This is a genomic window from Streptomyces sp. NPDC058665, assembly GCF_042714995.1.
Lineage (GTDB): Bacteria > Actinomycetota > Actinomycetes > Streptomycetales > Streptomycetaceae > Streptomyces.
This window is the reverse complement of sequence record NZ_JBHXRX010000003.1, coordinates 152,204-166,651: the sequence shown is the minus strand read 5'-3', so window position 1 is coordinate 166,651 and position 14,448 is coordinate 152,204. Positions and strand designations below refer to the sequence as shown.

6 protein-coding genes are annotated in these 14,448 nt (G+C 68.2%); 2 read left to right on the top strand and 4 right to left on the bottom strand.

Translation table 11 applies throughout. The features are described 5' to 3' along the window. Positions 1 to 120: 120 nt before the first annotated feature. Positions 121 to 4,824 (bottom strand): BREX system serine/threonine kinase PglW, encoded by a 4,704-nt coding sequence (pglW, locus tag ACFWV8_RS03085; RefSeq protein ID WP_384197448.1) that lies wholly within the window; start codon positions 4,822 to 4,824, stop codon positions 121 to 123. 265 nt (positions 4,825 to 5,089) lie between these two features. Between pglW and ACFWV8_RS03080 the strand changes: the two genes are divergently transcribed. After that, positions 5,090 to 6,148, top strand: a complete 1,059-nt coding sequence (locus ACFWV8_RS03080) for a hypothetical protein (protein ID WP_384197447.1) — start codon at positions 5,090 to 5,092, stop codon at positions 6,146 to 6,148. Positions 6,149 to 6,160: 12 nt separating this feature from the next. On the opposite strand, the gene ACFWV8_RS03075 is transcribed toward ACFWV8_RS03080, so the two are convergent. Both ACFWV8_RS03075 and ACFWV8_RS03070 read right to left on the bottom strand, forming a co-directional pair. Then, the gene (locus ACFWV8_RS03075) at positions 6,161 to 6,796 is read right to left on the bottom strand and encodes a hypothetical protein (RefSeq protein ID WP_384197445.1); all 636 of its coding nucleotides are present in this window, start codon (positions 6,794 to 6,796) and stop codon (positions 6,161 to 6,163) included. Next, the gene (locus tag ACFWV8_RS03070; RefSeq protein ID WP_384197443.1) at positions 6,793 to 8,208 is read right to left on the bottom strand and encodes an AAA family ATPase; all 1,416 of its coding nucleotides are present in this window, start codon (positions 8,206 to 8,208) and stop codon (positions 6,793 to 6,795) included. The genes ACFWV8_RS03075 and ACFWV8_RS03070 overlap by 4 nt, the downstream gene beginning before the upstream one ends. Before the next feature lie 295 nt (positions 8,209 to 8,503). On the opposite strand from ACFWV8_RS03070, the gene pglX reads away from it, so the two are divergent. Beyond that, positions 8,504 to 12,058 carry a BREX-2 system adenine-specific DNA-methyltransferase PglX gene (pglX, locus tag ACFWV8_RS03065; protein ID WP_384197442.1) on the top strand — a complete coding sequence of 1,185 codons (3,555 nt, stop codon included), beginning with the start codon at positions 8,504 to 8,506 and terminating at the stop codon, positions 12,056 to 12,058. Between the two features lie 173 nt (positions 12,059 to 12,231). Here the strand turns inward: pglX and ACFWV8_RS03060 are convergent, their stop codons facing one another. Beyond that, on the bottom strand, positions 12,232 to 14,172 hold the full coding sequence (locus ACFWV8_RS03060) for a DNA/RNA helicase domain-containing protein (RefSeq protein ID WP_384197440.1): 1,941 nt from the start codon (positions 14,170 to 14,172) through the stop codon (positions 12,232 to 12,234). Positions 14,173 to 14,448 lie beyond the last annotated feature (276 nt).

The following is a 14,448-nucleotide window of genomic DNA, read 5'->3' as shown; positions in this document are numbered from 1 at the left end:
TTCGTCACGTCTCCACTCGTCGCTCGTACACCCGCCGACCGAGCCACGCCCACCGCGCCACCCGTTCCAGAAGCCATGCCAGTCACGGCACTCCCCCCACCGGTCACACCGGCCCCACCACTACTCCGCCACCTGCCCCGACGCCGCCCTATGCCGATTCCCCACCCACGAGTCCGGCAGCACGATCCACTCACCCAGCCCCGCCTGATACGGCACCGCGGTCGTCCCCAGCCGAGGCGGACGCGTCGGGTCGCTCTGCGGACACAGCAGCCACAGCCCCCGCCCGCCGCGCCGGGACCGCTCGGCCAGCCGGTCGAGGACGCCCATCGCGTCGTACCGGCCCAGCACTCCCGCGTCGGACAGCAGCAGCGGCCCGCCACCACTCACCGAGCCTCCCGCGCCCCCGCCCAGCAGCAGGTCACCCAACCGCGGCTCCACCACACCCCAGGCCGTCCGCGTGTACTCCGCGAACTTCATGGCTCCCCGAGACCCGGGCTCCGCCACGTCCGCGCGCACCAGCGTCTCCCAGGTCGGCTTGGGCCGCTGGTCGACCAGTTCATGCAGGGCCCCCAGGAACAGCTCGGTCACCGAGACGACTCCGGCCTCGAAGCGGTCGCCATCCAACTCCTCTACCGCCGCGCCCGCCAGAGCCGTACGTACCGTCAGCACCCGGAACCCGTCCCGCCGGGATGACGACGTCAGACGTTCCTCCGCCGCGACCGCCCCGGCCAGCTCCGTGTCGTCGGCGTACCGGTGTGCCGCGATGGTGCCGGTGGCCACGCGGCGGGCGCCGGAGGACAGGAAGCTCGACGCGTCCGCCAGTTTGCGCGGTAGGTAGCGCGATGTCCGGGTGCCGGAACGGGTCGACAGTTCCAGGTCGAAGCCCGCCTCCCGCAGAGCCGTCGTCAGACGGCCGCCCTTCGGGAGTTCGTGGCTTCCGCGATGGTCCAGCAGTTCCGGGAACCGTGCCCGTACGCGCTCGTGGACCTCGTCCACCGTCAGGCCGGGCTGACGGGCGCGTTCCAGGTCGGGGATGACGCGGACCAGGCCCGCCTGGGTGAGCCGCAGCGCCCGTACGAGGGGCAGGTCACGCGGGTAGATCTCCAGGCGCGGGGTCGCGGCGGCGTTGCGGGAGGCCGCCGCCGCCAACTCCGCCGTGCGGCGCTCGTCCCAGTCGACGACCGCGCTCGGCGGTGGGACGGCGCCCAGCTCGGACAGGACCGTCGCGGCGGTCGGCAGCGTCGGCTGCTTCGCCAGACGGTCGGCGACCCTGCCCAGGCGCTGGGCGTAGTCGAGAAGGCCGGGCGCCGACGGCGTCTCGGGTGCGTCGTCCTCGCCGACCTCCAGGGCCAGCAGGCCGGCGCCCATGGCCTCGTCGGACGCCTCGCGGTTGGGAGCGTGCCGGAACTCGCTCTCGTCCGGTTTGAGTTGCTCCACCTCGACCACGGCGCGTACCGCCGCCAGGGCCAGGGCCCGCCGCTGTTCCCGCTCTTCCAGCTGCGTGCCCCGGCGTACCACGAGTGCGTCGGCGATCTCGGCGGCCGAGGCGACCCGGCCCAGGTCACGCAGTAGTTCCAGGACTTCGGCGCGCAGGGCCTGAACCGCCGGGTCCTTCTTCCACCGTCCGCGCTGGGTCTTCAGCATCTGCGGGATACGGCCCGCCGAGAGGCCGAGGGCCGTCGCCACGTCCTTCTGCTTCGGCCACACCCCGATGTCGGGCAGCTCGCCGCGCTCGTCGGGCAGGCGCAGCAGCAGTCGTACCATCTCGCACTCGTTGCGGTTCACCTCGTCCTTCTTCAGCTCGGGGACGAAGACCGTGGCCAGCGCGTCCAGACTGACCGTGCGCAGGGCGGCTGCGGGAAGGGAGCCGGCGCCCCCGCTCGCCACCAGGGCGTGTGCGACATCGGCCTCGGCCTGCGTCAGCTCCTCCTTCGCGGCCTTCCGGCCCTCGGGAGTCAGCGGCGCGGTGGGGCGCTCCGCGAGCTGTCGGCGCCACTGCTTGATCCGGCCCAATACTTCCTTGCGGGTCTTGGCGCCCAAGCCGGGGGCGTTGACGAGCTGGCGCTGGCTGTAGTCGAGCAGCCCGCCGACCGTGTTCACGGGAAGGCCGTACACGAACGACTCGGCGGCCGGGCTCAGACCCGAGGCCGAGACCGGCGTGTCACGGTCCGCGTGACCGGCCAGCCGTTCGCGCTGCTGCTCGGCGGTCTCCTCCTCGGCGGCGTCGATCACCGGCTCCGCGCGCGCTGCCACACCGTCCGAAGCGGTGGCTTCCGTGGCCGCAGCCGCCCTGCCCGGGGTGGTGGGCACCGCACGCAGGCGCCGGGACGAGGGCTTCGCCTCGTCCATCGCCAGGAAGACCCGCTTCCAGGCGTCCCGCATCGGCTTGAGATCCCTGAATCGCCGCATCGCGTCGCGGTGCAGCGCCTGCTGGAAGAACGTCTCCAGCCCGTCGCGTACCGCCGGGTCGAAGGCGTCGACGGCGATCGCCGGATGCGGCTCCTTCTCCGGATCGGTCTGCCGGGCCGACACCCGGCCCCCGCCCCATAGCGGCAGCTCGCCCGAGGCCATCTCGTGCAGGGTGACGGCGACCGCGTACCGCTCGGCCTGGGCGTCGTACACGGAGCGGTCGGTGAGGTCCCCGATGAACGGGTCCAGATAGCCGTCCGTGCCCGCCCCCGTCTCCTTCACCGGGTAGCCGGCCAGCGAGAAGTCGATCAGCACCAGCTCACGGGTACGGTTCGGGCGGACCCGGATGGCGATGTTGTCCGGCTTGATGTCCCGGTGCCATACGCCCTCCCCCTCCAGGAAGTCGACGGCGCCGAAGAGATAGTCGCCGTACGCCTCCAGCTGGTCCACGGTCAGCCGGCCGGACTCGCGCAGCTGACGGGCGACGGTCTCCTCACGCCGCCTGGTGCGGGAGGCGCCGGGAGCGGACACGTCGGCCTCGCGCTCGTCACCGACGTACTCAAGGACGAGGACTGTGCGGTCCGCGATGCGCTGCGGCTCGGGCTTGATGAGGCGGATGATGCGGGAGTCGGGGCGTAGCCGCCCCATGACCTCGGCCTCGCGCTCCAGCACCTCACCGCAGCGGTCCGACACCGCGACCTTCAGGACCGCGAGGGACTTGGAGAGCCGTACCTCGGGTCCGGCCGTCAGGTCCCGCACCAGGAACGCGCGGCTCGTCGAGCCCGTCCCGAGCCGGCGTCTGACCTCCCAGCGGCCCGTCAGTACGTCGCCGGCGACCGCCTCAAGGGGGTCCTTCTCGGGTTCAGGTTCCGGCTCAGGCTCAGGTTCGGCCGGAACCGGAACCGGCGGTGCCGTCGGGCGGGCGGGCTCGGTCAGGGTCTCTTCGACGACCTCCAGCATGTCCAGGAAGTCGTCCACCGAGGTCAGCCGGTCGTTGAGGCTGTAGGCCGTGGCCAGCTGAACCAGCTCGTCGATGTCGTCCGACAGTCCGTCGACCACGGCACTGGGCCGCAGTCCCTCGCCCGCTTCGAAACGGGCCACCAGCTCGGCCTGGCTGGCCGCCGGAGCCCTGCCGGTGGCCAGCAGGTAGGCGAGGACGCCGAGGCCGTAGACGTCGAGCGTGACGGGGTCGGCCTTCGGCGCGGTCAGTTCCGGTGCGAGATACGGGTCCGCGCCGTCCGCGAGGTGCGCGCCCGCCCGGGAGAACGTGGTCGGCGCGAACCGCTCACCGCCGCCCGAACCGGCGTCGCGCTGCACAGCGACCTGCCAGTCCGAGATCTGTACGTAAGGGTTGAGCCAGCCCCCCTCCTCGCCGTCCGCTCCCGCGACGCGGCCACGGGGCCGGGGCATCACATGGATCGCTCGTGCGGCCAGCGTGCGGTGGTAGATCCGCCGGCCGTGCGCCGAACGCACCGTTTCCGCCAGCTGCCGTACCAGCGCCATCCTGGTCAGCACGTCGAGCTTGTCGCCGTACTGCGCGAGGTACTCGTCCAGCCGCAGGGTCCGTGGGTCGTAGTCGAAGATCAGCGCGGGGCCCGCCGGATGCCCGGACGGGTCGTACTGCTTCAGCTGTACGACACCCGGGTGCCGGAAACGCCGCAGCACCGCCGCCTCGCGCCGAGCCGCCCGCTCCACCGAGGCGCGCTGCTCGGTGTCCGAGCCCCGCTCGCGCAGATAGACCCGGACCCGGGCAGCCTCGGGCAGTTCGCTGTGCCGCGCCAGATAGTCCGCCCAGGTCGGTCCCGAGTCGAACGACTTCCGGTCGAGCTGGTAGGGCCCCACTCGGTACTCGGCGTCACTGGGCGCGATGCCGATCCGCCGCAGGGCGTTCGCGAGGGCGCGTGACTTCGGGGCGTCGATCCGGCGGCGTTCCTCGAGGGGCGGGCGCTCCAGCATCTCGGCGAGCTGCCGCACCGTGAACAGACCGTGCTGGTCATGCGCGGGCAGGCGGTTGCGCAGCGAGGAGTCGGTGAAGCACACGGCCTCCGACACCCACACCGACACACCCTCACGGCGCAGCAGGGAGGCCAGCTCCTTGGCCTTCCGGTTCGCCAGGTGCAGGGGATTGCCGTGGGAGACCTGCCGGCCGCTCGGCTGGGTCTGCAGCCAGGACCCGTTGCGGGACTCGACCGAACCGTGCCAGTCCTTCAGCTCGATCAGGTGCACCCCGCCCGGGGCGATGACAAGAAGGTCAACCTCACGGACGTGGCCGGTGCCTGCGGTGAAGGTGAAGTTGGACCAGGCATGCCAAGGGTCGTTGTTCCTGTCCCGGAGCTTCTCGCGGATGGCCGTCAGACCGCGCCGCTCATGCTCGAACTGGGATTCCGTGACCGTGACCCACCGGCCGTCCCGCATACGTGATCCCCGCTTACCTTGCCCAGCCGCCCCGACCTATGGTGCCCGGACGGCGAAAATCGCCCCTCGCATGCTACTGGGCGTGTACGGCCGGTGCGGCTGCCCTGCGCACATACGGCCCCTGGACAACGCCAGAAGCTGCCTGGTCCCAGGGGCCTTGGCCTGCGCATTCCGGCCCTGTGACCGGAATTGCGCCCTTTCGGTACGCATCACCCCAGCTCACCCTGGTCCCAGACTGCCGCGGGGCAATGTGGAGGGGGCCACCATGTCCGGACCGCTGTACGTTCCCGTCCTGCCCATACGTACGCACGCTGTGGCTGCGGTCAAGGATCTCTCCTCGCCGATCCGTGACCGGGCGGCGCCCCTGTGGACGTTGCCGGTCATGACCGCCGAGGACACCGACGAACTACGGCTGTCGGTGGACAAGGAACTCCGGCGGGTCGCGGCCGTACAGAAATACACCCCGGCTTGGCTGGACGCCCCGCACGCGGACCTCAGCGAGCCCGCATACGCGGATCTGCTCCCTTCGTACTGGTCCCACACAGCGCTCCGGCCGGTCACCGACCCGGACTTCCCCGCAGCCCACCAGGCGGCGGCCACGGCCAGTGCCCGCGACGGCGGCAACGGACTCGGCATACGCGTACGGCTGCCCGGCACCTGGAACGACGAACTCGCCGACCGCACCGCGGTCCTGCTCGCCCGGACGGGTCCCGAGGTACGGGTGGACCTCCTTCTCGACCTTCAGACGGTGCTCCCCAGCCGTCCCGACGCGGGAAAGGAAGCGCTGCGGGCACTCGACGCGCTGGTGCCCTTGGCCTCCTGGCGCACTGTTGCCACGCTCGCCGGTGGCTTCCCGGACGACGTCGATGGGCTGCTCGACCGAGAGCGGGGCGAGGCCGACCGCGCCGACTGGGACACGTGGCACGAGATACGCGCAAGTGGGCGGTTGTACGCGGAGTTCGTTCGGTACGGCGACTACGGCACGCAGCCCGCCCGCAACCTCGGCAGGGCGGCGGACGACAGCGACCGGTCGAGGTTCGGGCTGCTTCGGTACACGACGGAACGCTCTTTCCCGCTAGCCCGGTTCTGGGCCGAGAAACGGGGCGAAACCGGTGTCACCCGGGAGGCGGCCCGCTGGATCACCGAACTGGCGGACTTCCGAGGCGAGGGGGCGAGCAAAGGCGACCTCTGGTATCAGCAGTGCGCCCGGACAACTGGTTCCAAGGGCACGGGCAACGCCGGGACATGGAACCAGGTCGGCAACGTCCAGCACATGACGTACGTTGTCCGCTGCCTGGCAGCCGGGGACGCTGTTCGTCCTTGAGGGCGGCAGTGGTCAACAACTGCCCAGTGCCTTGCGCAGATCGTCCGTGAACGACCTCCAGGACGCGAGCTGCCTGACCGGCCCTTCGCGATCCAGCATCTGCAGGAGCCGCGCGCGGTTCGCCGAGAAGCGGGCCTGGAGCTTCTGCAGTCCGCGCCCCTTTTCCCCGCTCGCCGTGGCGATCGCCTGTTTGAGCAGGGCCTTGGGGTCCCTCGCCGATTCCGCCTTTGCCGGTTTCGGGAGGTCGAGTGCCATCCTGCCGTTGGGGTTGCCTGCCACTTCGCGGATCGCTGACTGGTCGAGCAGCAGCCATGCCTCCAGCATCCGAACGGGGATCGCCGGGACATGCGCCAGGCCGGGGCTCACCGCAGCCACCGCTTCCGCGATTTCGCTGCGGCGGTGGTCCGGGGGTTCGCGATCCGAGTCACGGTGGATGACGACGAGGTCGTATGCGTGCCCGCTGTCGCTGAGCTGCTGGGCGGCTCGCAGTTTGCCTTCGACACCGGGACCAGGTTTGTTCGGCAGGCGGTTCAGGTCGGGGACCGTCACCAGGATCTGCCTGCCCAGGTCCCCTGCGATCCCCTCGATGTGGAAGCGCAGGCCCGTGTCACTGGATCCCTCACACAGGTAGAGGGCACGAATGGTCACGACGCGCTCTCCTCCAGAGTCAGGCGGGCCTCGGGCGGCACTGTGAGATACGCGAGGATGTCGGCCTTGGTGCCGTAGCCCTTTCCTGTGCCACCGGCGCGCCAGGTATCGGCCAGGGGACGCAGCCGTAGACCGCGCGCGGCCTTGCCATCGACCCCCGGGACGGTGGTGGTGTCGGCGATCAGCAGGTCAGCCGGATCGACGAGCTGTACGACGCCCGGTGAGTGCGTGTTGATCAGAACCTGCCGGAAGGGGTTGTCCTGGTCCACAGGCAGGGAGGGATCCACGGCCAGATCGCGTACCAGGTCCACCATCGCGGAGAGGTTGGCCGGATGGATACCGTTCTCCGGCTCTTCCATGCAGAGCAGACCGTGCACCTGCGGGTCCTCCAGCAGGACGCACAGGGCGAGGAAACGCAGCGTCCCCTCCGACAGGCTGCGGGCCGGCAACACCATGCCGTCGATCTCGTGGAGCTTGATCGTCAGTAGCTCACGGGTGTCGTCGGCCTCCACGTGCAGTGTCCTGACGTGCAGTCCCGAGAGGTCCGACAGACGCCCCGCGACTCGCGAGTAGATCCGCGCGGGATCGTCCGGCGACTTCCTTCGCGCGATCCGGTCCAGGCTCCGTGGCAGATGCAGGCCGTCGGGCTGCATCTCGCTGGGGTCCGTATAGCGGTCAGAGGTGCGCAGTGCGGAGGGTTCGAGGGCAAGCCGTCGCCAGGACTGCATTTCCCGCCTGGCGGTCAAGATGGTCGGGTCGTCGTTGCGGTTGACCGTGGAGAGCATGGTCTGCGGCGCACGGCTCGCGGGTGCGGGACGGGGCTGGCCTCGGCGGCTGCCGTCGGCATGAATGCTGACGACGGCGTCGCCCGTTTCAAGGGACGTGGAGATGTAGGGGGAGTTCGAGCGGCGACCGCGGACCACGGCGTTGCGGAAGTCCGCGGCGCGGTGCGGGAAACGCAGATGTGACAGAGCCTCACTTGGTCTGATCCGGCTGAGATCCTCGTACCGCAGTGTCAGCCTGCCGCCACGCTCACCGCCCTGCGGTGGTTGGTATCCGAGGTGGACCTCATAACGGAGGAACGTGGACGTCGGCTCGGCCAGCCTGCCGAAGTCGTCCTCGGCTTCGCCTGGGACGATCATCTCCGCGGCGAACTTCATCAGGTACTCGCCGTCCGCATAGCCGTTCCAGAACAGGTCGCGCGCGTCACCGTGCAGCGTGCCATGGGTCCCGCGGACGGCTTGGGCGGCCTCGATCATGGAGTGGTCGGTGAGCAGGCTCAGGAACTGGATCGCGTCGAAGACATTCGACTTTCCCGTGCCGTTCTCTCCCGCAATACAGGTGAAGGGGCCGAACTCGACCCTGAGATCCAGAAGGTTCTTGAATCCACTGACTTCGAGACGTGTCAGCATGTGCCCCCCGTCGGTCCAACCCTGGCGCGCCCGTGCAATGCGTGGTAACCGGCTGCGTCCAGGGCCGCCGGTGCGCACAGGAATGATAGAGCGTCAGACCTAGACGGGCCGCGCGCGTCCGGCTGTGAACCGCGACGGAACCGGGGTGTCGGCCGGAGAGCTGGCAGGATGTATCCGACGAGACAGTGGATCGTGGACGTCAACGACGTACGGAGGAGAGGTTGCCGCTGTGCCTCCGACTGACGGAGCTGATTCGGAGACGTCCTCGCTGGACAGGGCCGCGCTTGTCGTGGGCATGCGCAAGCAGGTTCGGGCGCTGGAGATGGACCTCCGCGAGCGCAGCGACGACATCGACCGGTATCGAGACCGCCTCCGGGGCATGTACGAGGATGCGCGGGCAACGGGTCGTACGGCTGCCACGTACGGTGCCTGGCGGGACGAGCGCATCACCCAGACGGCGGTGGCATGGGCCCTTGGCACGGTGTTTGTGCGCTTCTGCGAGGACAACGGACTCATCGACCGGGTCTTCATCGCAGGGCCGGGACAGCGGCTGGTGGAGGCTCAGGAACAGCAGGACGCCTACTTGGCTGGGCACCCTGGAACCAACGACCAGGACTGGCTGGCGGAGGCGTTCACCTATCTGGCGCGGGCGCACGTGGCGATGGCCCGCATCTTTGACAGGGCGCACAATCCCGTGTGGGATCTGGCACCCTCTCCGCAGGCCGCGGCCGAACTGATTGAGTTCTGGAGGTGGCGGCGAGGCAATGACGGCTCCCTTCGATACGATCTCACTCACACGGAACTCGACACCGAATTCCTTGGCGACCTGTATCAGGAAATCAGCGAGACGTCACGAAAAGCCTATGCGCTGGTCCGAACACCGAATTTCATCGTGGACTTCGTCCTGAACCTGACCGTCGATCCGGCCATCGCGGAATTCGGACCCCGGGGATTTCGCGGGATCGACCCGGCCTGTGGATCGGGGACGTTTGCGCTTGGGCTCTTCGAGCGGCTTCTGGATGCCTGGCGAGCGGCGGAACCCGCAACCCCCGATCATGAACTCATCCACCGGACCCTGGACTCCGTCCATGGCTGCGACGTCAACCCGTTTGCCGTGACCATCACCCGGTTCAGGCTGCTGATGGCTGCTGCGCGAGCGAGCGGCTGCAGGGTGCTGAGTGAGCTGCCGGAGCACGTGATCAATGTGGCGGTGGGCGACGCACTGCTGGACGGGCGGGGTGCTTCGGGAAGATCGTCGCTGTTGCTCCACGGGGGGAGCGGGAGTGCGAGGACAGTGGAAGACGTCGATGAATTTTCCGAGTCGTGTGATCTTCTGGGTCGGAATTCTTATCATGCCGTTATTTCGGAACCTCCCTTCATTTCTGCGCGCGACAAGGCGAAAAGCGTGGCATACCGGGAGGCCTATGAAATGGGTTCCGGGATGTCCCCGCTCTCGGTCCTCTTCGCCGAGCGCATGTTCCAGTTGGCAGTCGGGAAATCTGGCGGAACCTCCGCTGGTTACGTCGGTCAGTACACGTCCAGTTCCTTCGCCACGCGTGAATTCGGCGAGAAGCTGATCGAGGAGTTCCTTCCACGCGTCGCACTGACTCACGTCATCGACACCTCTGGCGCTTACGTACCGGGCCACGGGACCCCGACGCTGATCCTGGTCGGCCGGAACGACCCGACCATGCGCGATACCCGGGTGCGGTCGGTCCTCGGTGTGCGTGGTGAGCCGGCGATGCCGACAGATCCTGCAGAGGGGATCGTGTGGAAGGCGATTCTCAACCAGATCGACCAGCCCACCAGCACCTCGCAATGGGTGAGCGTCCAGGATGAACCACGAGAGCGCTTCTCCCGCTTCCCATGGACGTTGGCGGGCGGTGGAGCCGCGGACGTCATGGACGTACTCGCGCGGGCACCCCGACGGTTGGCAGACGCGCTCGCAGACTCGGTTCGATTTGCTGCGGATCCAGGTCAGCGAGAGGTCTTTGCCCTTGGTCGGCCCTGGTTCGCCCGGCATCCCGACTCTGCCGGACTCGGCCTCGGCATGGTCACCGGGGAGACCGTACGAGACTGGCGTGCGCAAGTGTCGACGGTAATGTTGGCTCCCTACCACCAGGACGACTCACCGCGCCTTATCGACCTTCGCGCCTCATGGGGGCGCCACCTCTGGACGATGCGAGCCGTCCTCCGGGTGGCTCCCGGAGCGCGGGAACCACTCCGCACCGGGCCGTGGTGGACCTGGAGACGCTGGTCTCCGGGATCCAACCAGGGACTGGTGATCACGTTCGCGGCGATGGCCACGCACAATCACTTCGCCGTCGCATCCGACACCAGGGCGTACAACAGGACCGCACCCGTGCTGCGGCTGTCCCCGGACGCAGGCGAGCACGAGAGCATCGCTCTGCTGGGAGTACTCAACTCGTCGACGGTCTGTTTCTGGCTCAAGCAGACCGGTTCCACCACTGGGTTCGACGGACTGGGCACATCCTCGCCAGGTGAGGAATGGGCACGGACCCACCGTTTCGCTGCGAAGTCTCTCCTGCGGCTTCCGCTGCCGACGGGAACTCCACTCGTCCGAGCGCGGAAACTGCACACCCTGGCCGAGCGCCTTGACGCCCAAGAGCCGAGCACTGTCTGTTCACAGGAACATCCGCCCACCCGAAAGGCTCTGGATGCGGTCAGGGCAACCCGCGAAGAATCACACCATCAGATGGTCGCTCTTCAGGAGGAACTGGACTGGGAGGTCTACGGCGCCTACGGCCTGCTCTCCAGCGATGAGCAGGCACGCTTGATCACCACCCTCAATGCGCCGCCGCCCTCGCTTTTGCTGGGCGAGCGAGCCTTCGAAATCGTGCTGGCACGCAGGGTCGCCGCAGGTGAGGCTTCGGACTCGTGGTTCGTGAGACATCGGGCAACACCGATCACCGAAATCCCGCAGCACTGGCCGGCTGCCTACAAGAAGGTTGTGCAGGCCAGAATCGACGCCATCGAGTCCCAAGGCGCCATCGCCGTCATCGAGCGCCCGGAATACAAGCGGCGATGGTTGCTGGAGCCATGGGATCGACGCGAGAGACAAGCGCTGCGTACCTGGTTGCTCGACCGCTGCGAGGACGCACGACTCTGGTTCGAGCAAAGGAACGGAGCCAAGTACCCTCGTCCTCGGACGATTGACCAACTCGCACGGGATCTGGGCAGCGACGCCGCATTCCGTTCCGTGGCCGCGCTCTATGCGACCGACCACCTCGGGAAGCGGGACGCGCCCCTTCATGACGTGGTGGCGGCGGTCGTGGCCGACGAACACGTGCCCTACGCATCCGCGCTGACGTACAGGGAATCGGGACTGCGTAAGCGAGCTCAGTGGGAGCAGGTGTGGCAACTACAGCGCAACGAGGACTTGATGGGTGAGGCACTGGGCATCCCCGTCCCGCCGAAGTTCACGGCCGTCGACTTCCAGCGCACCTCGTACTGGTCGCTTCGGGGCAGCCTGGACATTCCACGGGAACGCTTTGTCTCCTATCCTGGCGCCGATCCTGAGGAAGACAGTCTGCTGATCGGCTGGTCCGGCTGGAGCGATGCGGACCGTGTTCTCGTGCTACTGGATCTGGTCGGCGCACTACGGCAGCAGCCTCACCTGGGCGTCCACCGGATCGCTCCCCTGCTTGCCGAAATTCAGGAACTGATCCCCTGGGTACGCCAGTGGAGGGACTCGACAGGGTTGGGGGCGGACCTCGATCGCGCCGAGACCTACCAACGCGAACTCGACGACCTGCGCGCCGCTCTTGGGCTCAGCGCTCATGACCTCGCCTCTTGGCGGCCGCGGAAGGCCGCTCCAAGAGGGAAGTGATCGGCGATGCGCGAAGCCTCAGGGACGGGGGAAACCCATGAGCACCTTCGCGGAGACGAACCTCAAGACGCCGGTCGACGCCCGTTCCTGCGGGCGCGGGCTCGGATACGAGGACCGTGGGCTGTGAGCGGGACAGTGCCACGGCTGCTCATACATCGCCCCTACGCAGGGCACTACACGAGCACGGGCGCCTCAACCTCGGACGTCGGCTGCGTGAGCTCCCGAAGTTTCTCCCGGGTCTCCGGGTCCGTCGAGTAGACGATCGCGCCAATCATGCCCCGGGTCAGCAGCACCTTGTAGGTGTTGCGGATGAGGCGGCCGATGTCCGCGTCCGAGGTCGCCTTCGTGAAGGACGGGTCCTTCGAGGCGGACCGGTCCGCGAACCAGTGGTCCGTTCGCCACACCAGATCGGGGCCGATGATCACGCCGGCCCAGTCGTACTCGAAGCCCTGAGCGGTGTAGACGCAGCCGATCTGGCCGAAGCCTGCCGGGTCGGTGGCCCAGAGGGGAGCAGGCGGTGCCCCCAGCCGGGACCGGTCGCCGTACACGTTCCATGGGCGGGCCCACTCGCCGATGACGACGTCGGTGGGCAGTGTCGCCATCTCCGGAGTGACCTTGGTGGTCCACTTCCAGCAGTAGCCGGCGGACATCCGGGCACCATAGCCCTCTTCGCGGCGTGCGACGAGGAAGTCCTCCAGCTCCTTGGGACTTTCGGCGGTCAGCAGCTCGAACTTGCCGTCCGGCTCCCACTGGCCGGGCGTGGCGCCTTCCAGGCCGAGGAGGTCGACGACCCACTTCTCGTACGCGTCACTGCCGCCGCACCGAAACTGGCTGTCCAGCTCCACCACTGTGCAGTCGAGGCCCTGTTCGGTGGCAGCCCGCTTGATCTCGTCCTTGGTTCCCATCTCGCCGGGGCGAACCACCTGGTGCTGGTCAAGGAGAAACACAGGCACTCGAGCCGCGTCGATCAGTTCCGCCACCTGGGGGCGGCCGGTGCGGAATTCGGCCTTGGTGTAGCGGTTGGCGGAGGTCTTCCGGAGGCGGTGGGCCTCGTCGCAGATCAGTACGTCGAGGTCGTTTGGCTCCGCGTCCATGAAACTGTTGAAGTACTTGAACAACTGCTGCACTTCACGCTTCTTGGCCCCCGCCACCCTGCGCATCGTCTTGGTGAACGACTGCGACCCGGTCGCGTGCAGCGCGGACACCCCGCGCCGGTACAGCTCCCCGAGCAGCGACATCGCGATCACGCTCTTGCCGGAGCCGGGACCACCGGTCACCACGACCACCTGCTTGTGGTTCGACTGCTTGGCCTTGCGTACGGCGGACATCACCTGCTCGTAGGCGGCCCGCTGCTCGGCGATGAGCACGAACTGCTCGCGGTCGCGGATCTCGGCCGCTGCGACGGACATCAGCTGCTTGGAGGGCCGAACCTTGGCATCGAGCAATACGTCCGCGGCTTGCGCCCCAGGCTTCGCGGCGAGTCGTGAGCGCAGAAAGTTCAGGAATGCGCCGCGCTGTTCGCCGGTGTACATCCGGCCTCGCAAGTCCTCAGCGACGGCCCGCAGACCGGCGGCCCCGAACTCGGTGGCGTTGTGCAGGTATGCCACACCGGCCAGTGACCTGGGCATCAGCTCCAGCGCGCCGTTGAAGGACAGCAGGTACTCGCAGTAGCCTCGTACCTGCTCGATCGGGTTGAGCACGGGCTGCGCGTAAGCGTCGATCCGGCACAGCAGTGGCTCGTCCTCCTCCGGATAGGCCGCGCTCCACTGCTTAAGCTCCACGACGACGTACGAGGGCTCGCCCGTGACAGGGTGCACGCCGGCGAGTACGGCGTCCGCACGCTTGCTGGTGAGGGGGAGGCTGTACTCGATAAGGACCTCGACCTCGTCGAGCCCTGCCTCGATGAGTGCGTTGACCAGTGCCGGGAGGCTGCGTTCCCAGGACCGTATCTCTGCCCCTGCGGGCCTCCGGCCGTGCTGGTGGCGGAAGTTCTCGGTCAGATGCAGCGCCAGCGACCCTTCGAGGATGCGAGCGGCCACGGATGCCGCGGACTCACGGAACAGCAAGAAAAAGCCCCCATGCAGCACGAAGAAGACTCGTGCGGGTGGGGGCATGTCCTCCGATTGTCCGCGCAAAAGGCGGATCAGGAAGCCCGTCGGGCCGCTGAGATGGTTCTCGTCATCCTAGGTCAGTGCCTGGAGCACAAGGAGCGGATCGCAAAGAGGGGACGGAGCAGACGGAGGCCGTCTGGGGCAAGAGAAGGCTCGCCCGTTAACCCTGCTGGCCGCGGGCGGCGGCCCGGCGTGGTCAGGTGGCCGTCACGCCTCCATGTGGCCTGACACGCGCCAGGCGTCGTACATGTCGGCCTGACGATGCCGCGTCACCCCGTG